We start from the raw sequence: 18887 nt of genomic DNA, 5'->3' as shown, positions 1-18887 counted from the left end.
CCGTTTGTCCTGGTTATGCCTATTTTCCTGAAAATGACCTTCGATCGTGCAAAGTATAGAGAAACCCATAAGTTTCTCTACACTCTGAGGCTCTATCCAATTAGGGTAGAGCCTTTTATCCTCCGTCTCCACAAAATTAAAAATAACTAATCACACCATATCGCACTTTTCATTTTAATGTAAAAATAACTTCTACAACCACTTTCTATATCTACGGAGGGATTAAGTGTTATATTGTTTCTTTCTCCTATTATTTTATATGTGGAGTTGTGTTTTTCACCAATAAAAGAACCATTTTGAATCTATGCCCACTAGGACAACGAAATTTAATTCATTTTGGACTTAAGCTTCTTTCACGATTTAATAAAGTAGGAAGTGGGTCTTTCGCTATACATTTGATGAACAGGCTGGAAGTAATTCCATAAACTTATCAATATCAGTACTGTCATTAAACAAATGAAGTGAAACTCGCAATCGTCCGTCCCCGCCCCATAGATAGATGTTTTCCTTTTGTAACCGGTCAGCAACTATTGCCGCATTTTCGCACACAATAGAAATATTCCCTGCCCGTTTGGATGGTTTATTTGGCGTCATTATTTCAAAACCCGTCTTTTTCAACCGTTCAATTAAGGACCCACCCAATTCCAACACATGTCGCTCCACTTTCTCGATGCCAGTATCAAGAAGTAATTCTGTACTGCTGGCCAAGGAATAGACTGTCGAATAACTGGGGAAGCCCTGCTCATAACGGCGTGCATCATCATGGAATTCAAATGATTCAAATCGGGTGGAACTAAACATGTTCTGTATGCTTCGCCACCCCGCACTAACAGGAACGATATCATGTAAGCGCTTATGATTTACACCGAGAATGCCGGCACCATGTATTGATAACAGCCACTTGTATGAACTACAGACCACAAAATCCGCATCCTCCATATTCACGGGCACAACCCCCAGTGACTGGGTTGCATCCAACAGGAGTAGAGCATTGGTTTGGTTTAATTCTCGATATAGCTTTTGGTAATCCAATCTAGCGCCAGTCATATAGCTAACATGACTAGTCATGACTAGCTTTGTACGATTATCCACCAAAGCGAGAATGTCATCGGGTTCAATTTGCCAAGCCTGAGCCCTGGCAATTCGCACTTCCACTCCTCTTTTTTTCAGTGCCAACCATGGTAGCACACCTGAAGGAAACTCCAATGTATTAATCACCACGTTGTCTCCCTGTCGAAATGGGATTGCTTGAGCGATTATTGAAATCGCGTCGGAAGAATTGGATATGAGTGCGATATCCTCTGCTTTGCCGCAAAGCAATTTTGCTACATTTTGTTTACAGGTTGACTCAATCATGGCATTTCGTTCCCGTCCAAGAGGACCTAAACTTCTCGACATGAAGTAATCATTCACAGCTTCTACGCTTCTGCGCAGCGTAGGAGTTTCTGCTCCACTAAACAACCAGGTGCAACTATCTAGACCGATAAAGTTCGATTTGTCGATTAAGGAGTTCATATTTCGGTATTCCTCCCTGACGAGCCTCTTGCACGACTGTCACGTATTGTTTTGCTTTGTGGGTAATTTTGGTATAATCAACAGATTCTATGGCATATCGGTCTATAAGATGCTCTTCAATTCTGACAGTTGCCACTCCCTCCCGCACAAATGATGCGATATTCCCAAGGCTTACACCTCCAGTTGGGATGACAGGAATATAAGGAAAAGGAGCTTTTATATCTTTGATGTATTGCAATCCAAGACCGTTTGCCGGAAAGATTTTGACCAAATCGGCACCCCATTCGATAGCTGTAATCATCTCCGTCGGCGTCATCACTCCTGGGACGGCAATCTTGCCATAACGAAGGGTAGTTTGAATTACCCCTTGGTGGAGGCTGGGGCTAATAATAAACTCAGCCCCACTTTGGACTGCTAATCGAGCAGATTCACTGTCGATAACTGTGCCCGCACCAATGATTGCTTGTTCTCTCCATTTTGCAGAAAGCTTATTTATAACCGTAAATGCTCCTGGCGAGTCTACCGTTACTTCAAGTGCTGTAATACCTCCTTCGATTAGGCTCTTGGCAACTTGTTCAACCTGTTCTTCTGGAATTCGCCGGAGTACAGCGATTACGCCACTCTCCACGAATTTATTTAAGAGAATCACTTTTGGTAACATTGTTGCCCCTCCTTTTAACTGAATCTGCTAACGTAATACTTCTTTTGTCTTTTCACCGAGCTTTATAACGACCGTGTTAGTACTGCTCTATTTATCAATTATTTGAATCAATTTCATAATTGCTTTTTAAAAATTTCAATACCCACAGAATTTTTGTATTCAATTTTAAAAACGACCGGAGGTCGTATTCTGCTAAGCGGCTTTAACGTTCAATTTGGTGTTAATACGATTGACAGCTAATTTAGAAGCATTAAACAATAGACACAGCAAATCAACCTGGACTTTCGCTAATTCTCCAGAACAATAGCGGATATTGTTCAGTTGAAAATACTCTTTTAAGTACGCGTTCACTCGTTCAACAGAAGTACGTTCCTTGTAAAGCTCTTTCCATGACTTACTTCCACGAGCGGGAGCTGGATACCGGCGCAAATCGGCTGTCTTTTTGATTTTCATGCTCTTTTGACAGAGCGTGTCACGAGCAAGCGGACAGTCCGCACATTCCTTTGGTCTTGTATACTTGAGTGTTTCGTATTTTTTATCATAGCTGTCATAACGGTAGGAATACTCACGAACACAGGTCGGTGCAAAATACTTATCGACACCGATAGGTGGCGCTTCGTTCCGCTTATTATAGGCAATGATACCGTCCGCTTTCATGCGGTAAATTTGCTCATAAATCGGGTTGTAATCATATCCAGCGTCCGCCATCACTTTCGTGATGGTAAGCTCAGGAAAACACGCAGCGACTCCTTTTAACAAAGGAATGGCAGCTTTCGCATCATTCATGTTTCCGGATGAAAGCAGATGGCCTATCACATACTGGCTTTTTGTTTCTACCACTAAATGGAGTTTGTAGCCGTACCAAAAAACGTTTTTTATTTTCAGAGTTCTTTTTAATTCCCCACCTGGGAGCGTTTGGCATTTCTTTTTGAAGCTCATCGAAGGTGTAATCCAATTGTTTTTCGATTTTCTGCTCAAAAATAGGCAGGTTATTTTGGATTTCTTCCTGTTCTTTTTTCCAGGCCTCATAGTCTTCTTTCTTTTTGCGGCCTCGTTTTTTCGGTTCTTTGACAGCGGGTTCCTCTTCCCCTTCTTCCTTTTGTGGAGCTTGATCTCGCGCCTCTATATGCGTAGCGTCAATGGCAATATGGCTGCCATCAATAAAACCTTCTTCCATCGCTTGGGATAGAAGTTGATGATTCATTTCAACCAATGCGTTTGAGATTTTGATTTTTCGAATCAAACGTGAGAAAGAAGATTCAGATGGTACCCGATCAGAAAAGGAAAAACCACAATCCAGACGGAAAAGAACATCTTGTTTTAAGCGGCGAACAAGAAGTTTTATTGTTGGGATCCCCTCTAAAATACGAGCCAGCATGGAATAAATCATCGCTGGATAATTAAGCGACTGAGGGGCACCATCACATGTTTTCTTAGATGTAATTTTAAGCAGTGGCATAATATTAATGCCTTCAAAAGTCGCCGTGTAACGTTCGGTAGGTTCTAAATCTAACAAATCTTGCAGGGAAAACAAATGACCTTGGCGAATAGAGTACATGAGGAGACCCACCTTTCTCATTGAGTTGTGGTAGCAACTACTCTATTCGAGATTTAGGGAGGTACTCCTTTTTTTCATGTTCATTGAACCTTACGGTTCAAGGGCTTTGAGTTATGAAATTGATTCATTTATTAAAAATTTTGATAAATTCATCTAGATTGTTTTGAATGAGGGGTACATCACCGACAATATTTACACTACCCATGTCTTTCAATCCATGTCCGGTTAATATGACAACAACATTATCATCTTTGTGAATCCGATTGTCTTTCAAACTTCTTGCTAGACCGGCAATGCCTGCTGCAGCAGAGGGTTCCACGAATAACCCTTCATCTCGCAGTAGCCACATTTGAGCTTCTAGAATGTTGGAATCAGCCACATCAATGACAAATCCATTGGATTGTTTTACAATCTGCAATGTATAGGTTCCATCTTTTTCGTATCCAACTAATCCGTCTGCGATTCCGCCAGCGATTGTACGCGGATTTGGTTCTGAACACACGACAGATTTTCCATGCAAAAATGCAGATGCAATTGGATTGTTGCCTTCCGCCTGGATTCCTGCCATTCTGGGCAGTTTTTCAAAGGGATGAAACTGCTGGCATTCCTGGAAGCCCTTATAAATACCAACAAGTAGGGGTCCTGCACCAATAGGTACATAAATGACATCGGGGATCGAGCCATTCAATTGTTTAAACAACTCATGTGCTACGACTTTATCCCCCTCCACCGTATAAGGATTCAAGAACGTCGTGGTCAGATTAAAGATATTTAATTTCTCTCCAATTTCTTTGGCTAAAGAAAAACAATTGCTATATGGACCCGTAACACGTACTACGCTTGCACCATATGCGAGAGTCTGTTTTACTTTTTCCACGGGAGTCGTATCAGGTACTAGAATGATAGCTTCAAGGCCGGCGCATGCACTATATGCGGCAACCGATGCAGCTCCGTTTCCGCTTGAAGCGGCAATTACCTTTTGAAACCCAAATTCCAAAGCTTTCGAAATCCCTATGGATACGGGTCTATCCTTAAAGGATCCAGTCGGATTGGTAAATTCACATTTGAGTAACAACGTTTTCAGACCTAGCCTTTTGCTAAGGTTTTTGGCCAAAAGCAACCCGGTTGCACCTTCATCCAAACTAATCCGTTTTTTGCTAGTTATAGGCAACAATGCGAATGGGTCTTTGGCTTTACTGAAATCATAATAAACTTCCAGAATCCCATGGCATTTATCGCATTCATAAAGTGGGTCAAGCGGATACATAGTATGACAGATAATACATCTCAACCCGACAGCCTGCATCTTTTCACGACCTTCTGTGATATATATGAACTTCGTCGACCAACAGGTTTGACGCCATATGCATTCCTTCTAGATAACCTTTCGTAAAAAGGTTTGTGTCCGTTCATTTTTGGGTGTTTGAAAAATCTCTTCTGGCTTCCCTTCTTCAACAATGTATCCCTGGTCCATGAAAATCACCCGGTCGGCGACATCCCGGGCAAAACCCATCTCATGTGTCACAACAACCATTGTCATTCCTTCACGAGCCAAGTTTTTCATTACCGCCAATACTTCCCCAACTAATTCAGGATCAAGTGCCGAAGTGGGTTCGTCAAAGAGCATAAGCTTGGGGTCCATTGCCAATGCCCGCGCGATCGCTACACGTTGCATTTGCCCCCCTGAAAGGTTCCCAGGATAAACATCCGCTTTATCCTTCAATCCGACCTTATCCAGTAATTCCAAAGCCTTTGTCCTCGCTGCTTCTTTGGAAATCTTATTTACGAGCATTGGGCCAAGCATCACATTCCCAATAGCTGTCTTGTGCGGAAACAGATTGAATTGTTGAAACACCATTCCCACTTCCGCACGTACCCTGTTGATGTTCGTTTTAGCATTGCTTAAATCATATTCACCAAGCAACACTTGGCCACTTGTTATCTCCTCCAATCGGTTCAGACAGCGAAGGAATGTGCTTTTTCCAGAACCAGAGGGGCCAATGACACAAACCACTTCTCCCTCGCGAATCTCACAGTCAATTCCTTTTAGAACCTCCAGCTTTCCGTAACTTTTATGCAAATTTTTCACTTCAATGTTCATCCAAAATTTCAACTCCTTTTTAGTGCCTTCACAATTGTCCTCTAAGCTGCACTATGAAGCCCAACTCACGTATCGGACTGCAAAAACTTTGATTCGAAGTAATAGGAAGCCTTTGATAGCCCGAAACACAGAACGAAATAAACAGCTGCAACGACCAAAAAAGAGGCAATCGGGTTATAAGTTAAATTGCTGACGACTTTACCTGCCTTTGTCAAATCAATGTAGCCGATGACAGAAACCAATGACGAATCCTTAATCAAAGCAATAAAGAATCCAATTCCCGGTGGTATGATAAACTTAAGTGCTTGCGGTACAATAATATGTTGGAACTTTTGGGCGTACGTCAATCCTAATGCATCTGCAGCTTCAAATTGTCCTTTCGGTACAGATTGAATCCCTCCCCTTACAATTTCCCCTAAATAAGCACCAGCATAAATCGAGAGCGCCATAACGGCGGAAAAGCTTTTGGAGAAATTGATTCCAATCTCAAGCATTGGCAGCGCAAAGTACACCATAAAAATAATCATAAGCAAGGGACTCCCCTAATCAGTCTGATATATAAGGAAGAAAGGGCTTTCGCTAGCTTACTTTTGGACGTCGCTCCTAATCCGATAACGATTCCAATTAGGCTTCCAAAGAGTATTGAAAAGAAACAAAGTTGTACGGTTAACCATGCGCCCTTGAGGATTGGAATGATATGAATCCAACCAAAATCTTGTGTTATCACTGTTATCCCCCCATTACCATTTGAACACTTTCTTTTCTAAAACATTTGACAGATAGGCAAAAACGGATGAGCAACTGTAATATAGGACTGCAGCTATTATTGTTACTTCCAGTGTTCTCGCCGTTTTTGATTCAATATTCATAACCTGGTAGGTCAATTCTTCCAGTGAAATGATAGAAGAAACAGAAGAAAACAAAAAAAGTAAAATAAGTTGATTGGTTAAGGCAGGGAACGCCGTTCGAACCGCAGGGGGCAGTATTACATGTCTGAAAATCTGCGTCTCATTCATCCCTAATGCACTTCCCGCTTCGTTTATTCCTCTGGGTACACTACTAAAACCGGCCCGGAATATTTCAGCTGTATACGCACCATTATTGATGGTAATTCCAATCAGAGCTGACCATACTGGACTGATATCGATATGGAGTTGACCCAATCCAAAATAAAGGAGATACAATTGCACTAGAAGGGGGGTATTTCGAATCAATTCGATGTACGAATTACCCAAAAAGCTGATAACAACATTCTTACTCGATTTGCATAAAGCTACAAAAAGCCCAAGTAAAGTTCCTGCTACCATACAAATAATGGTAATATATAAACTTGTGCCTAACCCTTTAAATAAGAGGGGAAAATAAGGCACAATATCCTGAAATACTAGGTCCATATATCAATCACCTCATTTTAGGGTGGATCAGAACGGGGGGTTCCCCGTTCTGATTGTTGTCGAGCAGATTAAGGATTAATAGGTCATCATTTTTGGTGCATCGACGCCAAACCACTTCTTGTACAGTTCCGCACCTTCACCGGAATAATTTAGATTACGTATAAAATTGTTTAAATAATTCAGCCATTCTTGGTCACCCTTTTTCACACCCATGGCAATATATGCAGGTTTAAACGGTTGACCCGGCATTAGTTGGAATTCCGGATTCTTTTTCGCCAGATCCAAAGTAATTCCGTCTTCTTCTGCGAATGCATCAACTTTTCCAGTCTTTAAGGCCATAAAGGCATCTGCCACTGCATCAAATTTAACCAACTCGGCCCCTTTAACATACTTGGTTATTGCCATATCTGATGTCGTACCCCGAGCAACTGAAATCTTTTTTCCTTCTAGGTCTTTCCAACTGTTGATTGGTTGGCCTTTTTTAAACATCGGAACTATACCGGCGGCGGAATAAGGGATGGTAAAGTTAATCGATTTTGCACGTTCATCGGTTGGAGTAAATACCGAAATCGCAACGTCTGCTTTATCTGACTCGAGGAGGGGGATTCGGTTTACCCCATCGGTTGTTACAAATTCAATTTCTGCTCCTAGTACTGCCGCGAGTTTACGAGCAATATCAGGGTCATAGCCCTCGTACTCTCCTTTTGCATTTAATACACTCCACCCGGGACTGTCGGCATAGGTTGCAATTCTAATTTTTTTCGATGAAATGATTTTGTCCAACCGACTCTCGGTATTTTTAGATGCTGTTGCATTTGTTTCGGAACTACACCCAGAAATTAACAAAAAAATCGACAGAGCTAAAATAAGAATGGCACTTGTCTTTTTAAGAAACATGTTCAGAGTCCCCCTTAACAATATTTTTTCTTTTTTGTCTTACAAAATTACAGATTCGCGAAACGCCTTCGAATAACTTGGAATCCTCAGTCGCAAAAGAAATACGGATCATCTTTTTTGTGGTCGAACCGAATGTCGCACCCGGTGCCACTGCTACCCCTGCTTCTTGTAACAATATAATTGCTGGATTTTTCTCATCTGGTATAACATCAGAAAGGTCAACCATCATGTAAAAAGCTCCTTTAGGCTTGTATGCATTAATCCCCGCTTCTTCAAACAGTTTGTATACATGATCACGGCGTACTTTGTAGATGCTGCGCATTTCTTCTACAAAATCTTGCGGACAAGAGATAGCTGCTTCAGCAGCTTTCTGGGAAACAGAGGATGCACACGATACCAGTGGCTCTAATACTTTGGCAATGGTCATAGCAATATGCTGTGGGGCAACTGCGTATCCCACTCGCCACCCTGTCATCGCGTAATTCTTGGAAAAGCCAAAAATGCTGATTACTCTTCCTTCTGTATCGTATAACAGAGGACAAATGTGTTTGCCTTCAAAAATAATTCCGTCATAGACTTCATCTGAAATCACATAAAGGTCATGTTTAGAGGCAAATGCCAGCACTTCTTTAATGTTCTCTTCACTCAATACTCCGCCAGTGGGATTTCCAGGAGAATTAATAATAATTGCCTTGGTTTTCGATGTTACTACCCGCTCTAGTTCTGTTGTGTCTGGAATAAAGCCTAATTCCGGATTTAACTTGTACCGCTTAGGGATAGACTCCTGGCTTAAAATAATCTGCTCATAGTTAGGCCATCCCGGATCCGGAATCAGCACTTCTTCTCCAGACTCAACTAGCGAGAGTACACTGGCTGAAAGTGCGTTCACCGCTCCTGCAGTCACGACAATTTCTTCAACTTTACTATTCAAACCATATTGTTTTTGTAAATGTGTAACAATTGATTCACGAAGTGTGTTCAAACCCGCATTTGGAGTGTAGTGGGTAAAGCCTTCGTTCATTGCGGCATATGCTGCTTCACGGATATGAAGAGGGGTATCGACATTGGGTTCCCCCACTTCAAGATGGATTACATCCGGAATGTTCACTGAATAATCCATAATTTCGCGTATCCCTGAACGAGGTAGAGCACTCCGGGTTTTAGATAATCCTTTCATAATTGATTACTCCCCCTTGGATTTTAGCTAATTGGTATAAAAGTGATTCAATGGCTGGCTCCAATGTCCACCTCCTTTCCCCTATAATTTAGAAATGATTTTGTCCCATCCTTAGTTTCAATCCACTCTTCAACCGAATTTTTATTAAATGAAGCGCTTTCAAATTGATTTTCAAATAATCATTATAGGTAGTTATTGTAAATCGGGCATCCCTCTCGCTTTCTTTATTCTCAATGAAATGTTCAAAATTCTTTTGAATAAATGCATCTTTGATAACTTTGTAAATTAATCACTCTATAATTTCGGCGATAACATCGATTTCAATCAGAATATTAGCCAGTTGACTTCCAACTGTAGTACGTACAGGAAAAGGCTCAATAAAAAATTCCTTATAAACTGAATTATATGCCTCAAAGTCTTTTAGGTCAGCTAGATGTGTGGTTACCTTAACCACATCTGTCATTTTAGCTCCTGCTGCCTCCAAAATGTATTGAAGATTTTTAAGAACTTGCCTTGTTTGTTCCTCTATGGTCTCAGGGGTTTCTCCAGTTACTGCATTTTTAGGGCCCTGACCAGCCACATAAACGCTATTTCCGATTTTAATTCCTTGAGAATATGGACCTGCAGGCCATGGTACAAGGTTTGTAGAAATTTCTTCTTTCATTTTCGTTACTCCTTTTCCATTTATAAATTTTATTTTTCAATCACTGAATGTAGAAAGTTTTTTATTCTTTCTTCCTTCGGCGATGTGAAAATTTGTTCGGGGGGTCCTTCTTGAATTTCATTAAAAAATTCCCCCTTTATTTGTTTTTACCCCTGGCATCAACAGGAATACTTTGAATTATTTCTCCCCCTCTAACACCTATCAATTCATCACATAAATTAGGAATAACACAGGCATGATTTGGAATTATAGTTAACCGCTGACCAATATGGAGTTGAACAGATGGGTCAAAGCGTAAAAAACCATGTTCTTCATTTAGTTTGAAAATTTCGACTCCCGGGTGTTCAATTATGTAACCAAAACCATTCCCAAAATGAGTTGTATCTGTAGTTAACGTTTTCGAACCTGCATCAATGATGGCTTTTCCTGGTGAAGGTGTACTTACCACCGTTGCTATTACACGTAATGCACACTCATCAATTGTTACCATACCAGTTGAAAGCTGTGATACATCATTGAAAATATAATTACCAGCTCGAACTTCTGTAACACCCTCCATATTTTCCACAAATTTAGAGGAGATAGATGACCCTGCGCTAACTGCTTGTATAGAGAAACCAGCATTACGCAGAATATCTGCAGTCTGTTTAATTGTTTTAGCTTCCTCCTCAGCCATTTTAGCTATTTCATCAAAAGTTCCTTTACTGTAGATTTGACCGGCATATGTTAATAAACCAATAATCTTTATTCCAGGTAAATTTTTAATTAAATTAGCGAATTGGAGTGTATCCTCTCCTGGCTGTCTGCCACAACGATGAATCCCTCCATCAACTTCAATATAAACTTGTATAGGTTTATTTAGCTTTGCTCCAATATTAGATAGGGATTGAGCCACATCTATACTATCAATACAAGTCCTTACATTTATCTTTTTAGCCAGTTGATAAAAACGTTCTAACTTGTCTTCGCCAACAATCGGGAATGCTATCAATATATCGTTGAATCCAGCCTCTGCCATAATTTCGGCTTCCCCTAACTTTGCGCAGGTGATTCCCGATATACCAGCACGTTGTTGCATCTTGGCAAAATAAACCGATTTGTGAGTTTTTATATGTGGTCGATGCTTTATGCCTGCTTTTTTTACTTTTTCGGCCATCTTACTAATATTTTTCTCAACGATATCTAAATCAACAATAACCACTGGAGTTGATAATTTATTAACCATAACCTTCCTCCTTCTCCCAAGTTTAATAATTTTTTTTGAATTCTTATTTTATCTAAAAAGTTACAAAATATGGGCCTTGAAACATAAAAAATATAAAGCGTATTATGTAAAATCATACGAAAGATCTGATACATCAGATCTTTCGTATGTAATCATTGTAAAATATTTTTAGAAATTGTCAACAATTTTTTAAATATTTATTATAATCAATATTTTCAGTTTTCATTTTCGTTTTATGTGAACAATTTCCTAACCATAAAGATTTATATGTAATATCTAATATTTTGCATCGTAGGTGAATTGTATATAATTATAAAAAATGTTAATAATGCTGTTGCGATTATAAAATTGTTCGGCACTTTTGCTTTAAAACATTATGATTGACTAAATAAATGCATGAATTACACAAGGCAAAAGTCTGTCCGTTTTCCAATTGATGGGGAGGTTAAATAAATGATTGATACATCGAATCTTACTGATCGGGTTTACCTAGAAATGAGAAGCAAAATTATCAATAAAGAATTAGAACCAGGAGAACGGATTAATTATGATTTACATTGTGAAGAAATGGGCATTAGTCCTACCCCACTAAGGTATGCCATTAACCGACTTCAACAGGATGGACTTGTTGAAGTTAAACCTCGTTTAGGAACGTTTGTTAGTAGACCTAATTCCAAAAATATTATGGATGTTTATGATGTTAGGAAAGCAGTAGAATGTCTGGCGTTGGATTTATCTTTTGATTCTTTCTCTGAACAAATGGTAGATGATTTACTAAGGGAAGTAAACTTTGCTTCTAAACACTTACTTGAAGATAATTATCAGGGGTATTTTTCTATAGATAGGAATTTCCATTCTACTATTATTAATCTTTCAAAGAACAACTATATTTTTAAGATTATGGGGAGTTTAGAGTACTTAATCCAATGGTTTTCTGTTCTAACAAGTAAAAACGTTGAACGACCCTATTCTTCAAATGAACAGCATAAAGAAATATTATTTGCTATACAACGTAAGGATCGCAAAAAAGCCGAAGAATTGCTAGAAGAACACATTGAGATTGCAAAACGCACTATGTTAGAAGATTATGGGGACGCATAATGAATTTTTCTTAAAAAACAGTCTTTATAGTTCTTAAATTGTGATTGTAATTTGCAATACCAAAAAGATCTTAGGCATTTTTTAACTCATATAGTGTTTGATAACGGCCTGTTCGGTAACATATCAGCAGTCTTCTTGTTTATACACTCATAGATATTTCATGTATTTATATGCAGATTATTTACCCTCGCTTGCCCTTCAAAGTCAAGTAGGATGTCTGTCAGGATGTCCGCTGTATTTAGTTTTTATCTAGATTTCATCGTTATCTTTCAACCATTAGTAAACAAATCAAAAGAGCAATCAATACAAGCACAGAAAAAAACGGTAAAATAATCACTTTAAAAAACTATGTATATCTGATGGAACTGTAACCTGAATAAGGGACTTTTTTAAAGTGTACTTTATTCGGGTTACAATTCATACAATGTTGGGTGTTTTTTACTCTTGATATTTACCACTCTTCCTCTTTACTATCTATTCCGAATTATCATAATAGGTCCTAAAACAATTCCTGTTACTCCTATTAACCCGAATGTAATTCCTTTAGTGAAATTCGTAATATTTTCCCTCGTTTTAATCCAACCTTTCTGATGTGCTTTAATAAACTTCTGTCATATCATATCAGGGATCGATAAAAAGGAAAAATGTGGATTTGGAATCCGAACTATAATTAGGCAATTTAGAAAAGGTATTTTGTATTTATGGGGACAACTAGAGTACATTATTTAGCAGAAGTAAAGTGAAATTCGCTCAAGATGAAAGAGTACGGGTACACCACTCGTGCATTCATGAATAATCTGCTACATTCCTAGTGTAAATTCCCTTTCTTTATTAGCCGTGCCAGGCCGAAATTAATCACTTATACGACGACAACAGGAAAGGACTGCGATAACGATAACTGTTGTATAAAGGCAAACAATGTCATTAAGGGGTAAATCAAAACTTCTCACCTTATCGGAGACAAAAACGAAATGAAAAGCCGAGAACGTATTTGTGTATTAAAACTAACCGTCGGCATAGATTAAAGCGAATTTACGGAAGATCTTCCTCCTTCACGTGGGCTAAGCTGTTCAGAAATTAAACGACTATAATATTTCATCTCTTTTACATTGGCCTGCATTTGTGAATGGGAGAACAAGTTTCTTGGTCCTGTGATACTAATTGCAGCAATAATTTGTTTGGTCATTTCATCAAAAATAGGTACAGCTACCGAGTACATCCCGAACCTAAATTCTTCTTTGGATAGGGCATAGCCCTTTTCTTGGATTAGATTTAATTCGTCTTCAAGTTCTTTCTGGTTGGTGATGGTATTGGAAGTGAGCGGTTGGAGTTTCCCTGAACATACCCGCTCCCTTTCTCTTTCATTCTGAAAGGCCAATAAGACTTTACCAGAAGCCGTAGCATAGGCAGGAACACGCTTGCCCATTCGATTAAAAATTTGTGTTTCTCGGTCTTCGGGCAGTTTAAGCAAATAAATGACGCTCCCATGGTCATACATAACAAGTTGGATGACACCGCGAACAGTATTCATCAGTTTGTTCAGTAGAGGAAAAGCCACTTGGCACACTTCAATATCATGGTAAACGACACAGCCAATCTCAAAAGCAGTGATACCCAAATAGTATTTTCGTGTTTTCGGATTTTGCTGAAGGATATCCTCTGCACATAAAGTTTGTAAAATCCGGTAAACGGCACTCTTTGATAAGTCCAACCGATGGCTTAACTCTGTAATTCCTAGCTCTGGCTCATCAAAGGAAAATTCCCTCATAACTCGTATTGCATTCTGAACGGAAGCAAGTAATTCTGGTTGTCCCATTCGTCCTTTCTCCTTTCTCCATTCCCCCCAAAAAAAATACCTATTGTTTCGGATAGCGAAAAACACATATTTTTATTATTGTAATTGATTTTATAATGTAAACAGAATTAATTCAATGACTATTCAGAATAAATCAAGAAAGGAGGTCAGATATGAATTTTTTTGCAAAACCAATACTAGCGATTACCATCGGAGATGCTGCCGGAATTGGGCCGGAAATTGCCCTAAAGGCTTTACAAGAGGAATGGGTATACAGATCATGCAATCCTGTATTAATCGGAGATCGAAACCTGCTTTCCTTTTATGTAGAAAGGTTTCAACTGCCGCTTCAACTAAATCCGATTATCAAAATCAGCCAAGCAGAATTTACACCAGGTGTGATTGACCTGTTCCATTTGGATACAATCGATATGAGCCATTTCCAATTCGGTGAAGGGGACTCCATGACAGGCATGGCAATGGTCGATTATACGAAACTAGCTGTAGATTTAGCGGTAAAGGGCGAAGTGGATGCAGTGATAGGCGGTCCGCATACCAAATCGGCCGTAGAAAAAGCAGGACTTTTCTTTGACGGGTATCCCAGTTTAATCGCCCGACTAACCGGAACAAAGGAAGAAGAAACGTTCTTGATGCTGGTGAGTGACCATTTTCGTGTGGTTAATGCTACCCTTCATGTGCCGATGCGAAGAGCATTGGAATTGGTAAAGCATCCTCTTATCTTCAAGGCTATTCAAGCTTCCGATTATGCCGGCAGAATGCTGGGGTTAGATCACCCGAAGATAGCTGTAGCTGGTCTAAATCCTCATGCAGGTGAGGGGGGGTTGTTCGGTCTAGAGGAACAAAATGAAATTATACCTGCAATTACCCAGGCTCAAGCGGCTGGTATGAATGTTGAGGGGCCATTTGCCAGTGATACATTGTTTGCTGAATTTGGTAATTACGATATTTATCTGGCCATGTATCATGATCAGGCCCATATTCCCATGAAAATGAAAGCGTTTAAACAAATGGCAGCACTAACGATTGGAACACCCATCCTTTTTTCTTCCATTGGCCATGGAAGCGCACCGGATATTGCCGGAAAAGGAATTGCCGATCCAACTGGTTTGTGGAAAACCATCCAGCTACTCAGTACTGTAAAATCCAAAATGAGTGACCGAATAGAAAACCATTGATGAAGGGAGCTTGTTCGATATGACGACAGCAAAAGAACTCAAAAGGAATGATTTGATCTGGCCGAAGGAAGGAGAAAGCCGGATACCTTATCAGGTTTATGCGGATCAGGAAATTTACAAAAGAGAAATGGAAAGCATTTTTAGAGGATCGACATGGAATTATTTAGGCTTGGAAGTAGAAATTCCAAACCATGGTGATTATAAAACCACTTATATAGGGGATACGCCAGTTGTCGTAACGCGGGATACTGACGGTTCCATCCGGGCTTTCGTCAATCGCTGTGCACATCGCGGCGCTACGGTGTGTATGGACAAATGCGGGAATGCAAAAACGTTCACTTGTGTCTATCATGCATGGGTCTATGACACGAAAGGAGATTTAAAAGGCGTCCCCTTTAAAAATGGGGTAAGTGGACAAGGCGGAATGCCGGAAGGATTTGATATGGGAAAACATTCGTTGCAAAAGGTGAATGTAGATACCCATTTGGGCGTGATTTTCGGTTCCTTTGATCATCAAATCGAACCGGTACAAGATTATTTGGGAGAAAAGATGTGTGATTATTTGTCTCGAATATTCAGCCGACCCGTAAAAATTCTTGGCTATCAACGCCAACTAATGAAAAATAATTGGAAACTATATTTTGAAAATGTGAAAGATTCTTATCATGCAAGCCTGCTGCACCTATTTTTTTCAACCTTCGGAGTAAATCGCTTGTCTCAGCGAGGGGGGATTGATTTGGATGAAACGGGTCGCCATCATGTCAGCTATACGTATGGAAGTCTCAATGAAGATACGGAGGCATATAAGAACTCCAATTTGCGTTCCTATTCTTCCAAGTATAACCTGGAGGATCCATCTCTCCTTATAGGCCGCAATGAATTTGCTGATGGCATTACCCTAGCAATTCAATCATTGTTTCCTAACATGATTGTACAGCAAATTCACAATGCCCTTGCTGTTCGCCAGCTTCTCCCTAAAGGGGTGGATTCCTCTGAATTGGTCTGGACATACCTTGGTTTTGCTGATGATGAGGAGGAAATGACGAAAATTCGCTTGAAACAATCGAATTTAGTAGGGCCCGCAGGCTTTGTTTCCTTGGAGGATGGCGGAGTTGGAGAGTTAGTGCAAAAAGGAATTGTTGGTGGGGAAAAAGAACTATCGTTTGTTGAAATGGGCGGAACAGGGGTAGAAAGTCAACCGTTCCGGGCCACTGAGAGTTCCATTCGCGGGTTTTGGAAGAACTATCGACAATTCATGGGTTTATAATATATTGAGAGGGTGAAAAGAGGATGGAAGTAATACAGTTGAAAGAGCTACGAGAAATTCAGGCTGAAATCGAGGAACTCATTCATGCCTATGTTCAATGCATTGACGAAAACCATCTGGAGAAGTGGCCAGAATTTTTTGCAGAAGAATGTCTCTATCAAATTATTTCTCGAGAGAATCACGAACGAAATATGCCGGCCTCGATTATCTATTGCGATAGCAAAGGGATGCTCAAGGACCGGGTTACGGCGCACCGTCAAGCGAACATTTTCGAAGCACACGTGTACCGCCACCTTGTGAGTAGTATCCGCATTGTTGACCGGGTCGAGGATACCTATACGGTCCATACAAACTATGCCGTCTTTCAAACTCGACTTGATGGATATTCAGAAGTTTATAATGTAGGAAGATATATTGATACCGTGATTTTCGAAGGAAACCAGGCAAAATTCAAGGAAAAAAAGGTAGTCTATGATTCATTGGTTATACCGACTTTGCTCGTGACACCGATTTAAAGCACAAAAAATTGTGGAAGTGAGGAGTTCCATCTCGCCTTTGCTTTCCCTCTTTATGTATACCAAGACCTTTTTGTCTTACTTCTGTTGTTTTATTTTAACAAAGTCAAATAAAAAAGGCGGTGTTATGGTGGCAAAGAGCCCTTCAAAACCAATTTGGATTACCGTATTCATCTCATGTTTTCTGGGCCTCATTTTTGACGGCATGGACATGCAAATTCTTTCATTAACTCTTTCCAAGCTAATGCAAGAATTTCACATTAGTAAAGGAGAAGCAGGGTTGCTTGGTACGTGGTCCTTAGTGGGCATGGCCATCGGCGGGATCGCTGGCGGTTGGTTGTCAGACCGATATGGTCGAGTACGAATTGCAGCATGGATGATGGTCGTTTTCTCTATTGGTACAACCTTACTTGCCTTTGCACAAACATACGAACAATTTTTAATGCTCCGGACCATTTCTGCTATAGGGATAGGAGCGGAATATACTGTAATTACGATGCTTATGGCTGAGTATGTACCAACCAAAAAACGAACGACGATTCTAGGTTCACTCCAAGCAGCCTATTCAGTGGGATTTTTAGCAATCACCTTACTGGCTGGGTGGGTCTTGCCGAGTTTTGGCTGGCGATTTCTTTACTTAGTGAATATTCTACCTGTCTTTCTTGCTATCTATATAGGATTTAAGATTCCAGAACCTAAAGGATGGAAAGAAAGAGTACAAAAATCGAGGACAGGTAAGAAAAATCAATGGATCACCTTGTTCAAAGAGCCAAAAACGAGAAGTACTTTCCTGTTATGGACTTTTACCGCAATATTTTTGCAGTTTGGTTATTTCGGTGTGGGGACCTGGTTGCCGACTTATATTGTAAGTGAATTAGGTTTCAACTATACGAAGATGACAGGGTATCTTGTTGGAACCTATACGGCAATGATCTTAGGTAAGGTCATTACAGGCTGGTTGGCAGATAAATATGGTCGTCGTCCTATGTTTGTCATTGGTGGTTTAGCCACTGCAATTGCCCTGCCAGTAATCAATACTTATCATACACCAGGCAATATTATCGTATTGCTAACCATTTTTGGGTTCCTCTATGGTATTCAATACGCAGTCATTGCAACGTATATGAACGAAAGTTTTCCGACCCATATTCGTGGCACGGCTGTAGGTGGTTCATATAATGTGGGGCGATTCGGGGCAGCCATAGCACCTATCTTAATCGGAATCATAGCGGAACACAAGTCAATCGGATTCGGCTTTGCTATGCTAGGCATATCCTATGCTCTAAGTGGGCTTCTTCCTGCACTGTTTATTCGAGAAAAAATGTACGACCCATTCGATAATGAAATAAACATTTCTAAGGAATATGAAAGTGTTTCTGAAAAAAACAATTTGCGTAGAAAGATTCAGCTAATTTCCCCTTCTTTATATGAAGGGGAAATTCACTTTATTTAGGAGGGAAACGGTATCCTTGGTCCGAAGATCCCTTTGAAACAACAAAACGGAAAAATAAACCTTTGGCCTATTCATCATGTGGCGCCCTTATATACTCTTTCGTTTCTTCCTGCAGCTTTTGCTGTAAGGCCATTTTGTACTTTTCTTCGCTTAATCTACGTGTTTGATAGGTTTTTCCCGTCTCTGCTATGATAGCAGGTATAAAACCACGAACAAGCTTACGATAAACCGGCATCTTCTTTCTCCTTTTTTAGGGGAGGATACGGGACAAGATTCGGAATGGCTTTAGGAATCCCTCCACGCGGATCGGTGATATCCCCTTTATAGTGTGGAATCAAATGCATATGAAGATGCACCACAGTTTGTCC

General features: G+C 40.0%; 17 protein-coding genes and 2 pseudogenes. 5 read left to right on the top strand and 14 right to left on the bottom strand.

Annotation, left to right across the window (positions count from 1 at the left end):
• Positions 1–387 precede the first annotated feature (387 nt).
• From MBEAL2_RS08445 to MBEAL2_RS08395, 11 genes and pseudogenes are all read right to left on the bottom strand, one after another.
• Positions 388–1515: an aminotransferase class V-fold PLP-dependent enzyme gene (locus MBEAL2_RS08445; RefSeq protein WP_047151853.1), complete on the bottom strand. Its 1128-nt coding sequence runs from the start codon at positions 1513–1515 to the stop codon at positions 388–390.
• Positions 1472–2176, bottom strand: a complete 705-nt coding sequence (locus MBEAL2_RS08440) for a bifunctional 4-hydroxy-2-oxoglutarate aldolase/2-dehydro-3-deoxy-phosphogluconate aldolase (RefSeq protein WP_047151852.1) — start codon at positions 2174–2176, stop codon at positions 1472–1474. The genes MBEAL2_RS08445 and MBEAL2_RS08440 overlap by 44 nt, the downstream gene beginning before the upstream one ends.
• 192 nt (positions 2177–2368) lie before the next feature.
• Positions 2369–3734 (bottom strand): annotated as a pseudogene (locus MBEAL2_RS08435) (transposase).
• A 124-nt stretch (positions 3735–3858) separates the two neighbouring features.
• The gene (gene thrC, locus MBEAL2_RS08430) at positions 3859–5040 is read right to left on the bottom strand and encodes a threonine synthase (RefSeq protein WP_047151851.1); all 1182 of its coding nucleotides are present in this window, start codon (positions 5038–5040) and stop codon (positions 3859–3861) included.
• A 69-nt stretch (positions 5041–5109) separates the two neighbouring features.
• Positions 5110–5835 carry an amino acid ABC transporter ATP-binding protein gene (locus tag MBEAL2_RS08425; RefSeq protein WP_047151850.1) on the bottom strand — a complete coding sequence of 242 codons (726 nt, stop codon included), beginning with the start codon at positions 5833–5835 and terminating at the stop codon, positions 5110–5112.
• A 65-nt stretch (positions 5836–5900) separates the two neighbouring features.
• A pseudogene (locus MBEAL2_RS08420) lies at positions 5901–6562 on the bottom strand (amino acid ABC transporter permease).
• A 13-nt stretch (positions 6563–6575) separates the two neighbouring features.
• A complete protein-coding gene (locus MBEAL2_RS08415) occupies positions 6576–7229 on the bottom strand; it encodes an amino acid ABC transporter permease (RefSeq protein WP_047151849.1) in 654 nt (217 codons plus the stop codon).
• 75 nt (positions 7230–7304) lie between these two features.
• The gene (locus MBEAL2_RS08410; protein ID WP_052947586.1) at positions 7305–8126 is read right to left on the bottom strand and encodes a transporter substrate-binding domain-containing protein; all 822 of its coding nucleotides are present in this window, start codon (positions 8124–8126) and stop codon (positions 7305–7307) included.
• Positions 8116–9303, bottom strand: a complete 1188-nt coding sequence (locus tag MBEAL2_RS08405; RefSeq protein ID WP_047151848.1) for a pyridoxal phosphate-dependent aminotransferase — start codon at positions 9301–9303, stop codon at positions 8116–8118. Before MBEAL2_RS08405 ends, MBEAL2_RS08410 begins: the two co-directional genes overlap by 11 nt.
• Before the next feature lie 289 nt (positions 9304–9592).
• The gene (locus MBEAL2_RS08400; protein WP_047151847.1) at positions 9593–9967 is read right to left on the bottom strand and encodes a RidA family protein; all 375 of its coding nucleotides are present in this window, start codon (positions 9965–9967) and stop codon (positions 9593–9595) included.
• 136 nt (positions 9968–10103) lie between these two features.
• Complete coding sequence (locus MBEAL2_RS08395) at positions 10104–11192, bottom strand: alanine racemase (RefSeq protein WP_047151846.1); 1089 nt, start codon at positions 11190–11192, stop codon at positions 10104–10106.
• 453 nt (positions 11193–11645) lie between these two features.
• Here MBEAL2_RS08395 and MBEAL2_RS08390 point away from each other — a divergent pair, with 453 nt between their 5' ends.
• Complete coding sequence (locus tag MBEAL2_RS08390) at positions 11646–12293, top strand: GntR family transcriptional regulator (protein WP_047151845.1); 648 nt, start codon at positions 11646–11648, stop codon at positions 12291–12293.
• A 1021-nt stretch (positions 12294–13314) separates the two neighbouring features.
• Here MBEAL2_RS08390 and MBEAL2_RS08385 read toward each other — a convergent pair.
• Positions 13315–14109: an IclR family transcriptional regulator gene (locus MBEAL2_RS08385; RefSeq protein ID WP_047151844.1), complete on the bottom strand. Its 795-nt coding sequence runs from the start codon at positions 14107–14109 to the stop codon at positions 13315–13317.
• Between the two features lie 152 nt (positions 14110–14261).
• Between MBEAL2_RS08385 and MBEAL2_RS08380 the strand changes: the two genes are divergently transcribed.
• From MBEAL2_RS08380 to MBEAL2_RS08365, 4 genes are all read left to right on the top strand, one after another.
• Positions 14262–15284 (top strand): PdxA family dehydrogenase, encoded by a 1023-nt coding sequence (locus tag MBEAL2_RS08380; RefSeq protein ID WP_047151843.1) that lies wholly within the window; start codon positions 14262–14264, stop codon positions 15282–15284.
• Between the two features lie 19 nt (positions 15285–15303).
• Positions 15304–16551, top strand: coding sequence for an aromatic ring-hydroxylating dioxygenase subunit alpha (locus MBEAL2_RS08375; RefSeq protein WP_047151842.1), 1248 nt, complete (start codon positions 15304–15306; stop codon positions 16549–16551).
• A 23-nt stretch (positions 16552–16574) separates the two neighbouring features.
• Entirely contained in the window at positions 16575–17066 is a 492-nt protein-coding gene (locus tag MBEAL2_RS08370; protein ID WP_047151841.1) for an aromatic-ring-hydroxylating dioxygenase subunit beta, read from the top strand.
• A 127-nt stretch (positions 17067–17193) separates the two neighbouring features.
• Positions 17194–18519 (top strand): MFS transporter, encoded by a 1326-nt coding sequence (locus MBEAL2_RS08365; RefSeq protein WP_082129835.1) that lies wholly within the window; start codon positions 17194–17196, stop codon positions 18517–18519.
• Positions 18520–18586: 67 nt separating this feature from the next.
• Here the strand turns inward: MBEAL2_RS08365 and MBEAL2_RS31705 are convergent, their stop codons facing one another.
• Positions 18587–18754, bottom strand: coding sequence for a nucleoside triphosphate pyrophosphohydrolase family protein (locus MBEAL2_RS31705; protein ID WP_047151887.1), 168 nt, complete (start codon positions 18752–18754; stop codon positions 18587–18589).
• On the bottom strand, positions 18738–18878 hold the full coding sequence (locus tag MBEAL2_RS32755) for a hypothetical protein (protein WP_236692727.1): 141 nt from the start codon (positions 18876–18878) through the stop codon (positions 18738–18740). The genes MBEAL2_RS31705 and MBEAL2_RS32755 overlap by 17 nt, the downstream gene beginning before the upstream one ends.
• Between the last annotated feature and the right edge of the window lie 9 nt (positions 18879–18887).

This window comes from Aneurinibacillus tyrosinisolvens (genome assembly GCF_001015055.1).
GTDB lineage: Bacteria > Bacillota > Bacilli > Aneurinibacillales > Aneurinibacillaceae > Aneurinibacillus_A > Aneurinibacillus_A tyrosinisolvens.
The sequence above is the reverse complement of the archived record's forward strand: the minus strand, read 5'-3'. Positions and strand labels throughout refer to the sequence as shown.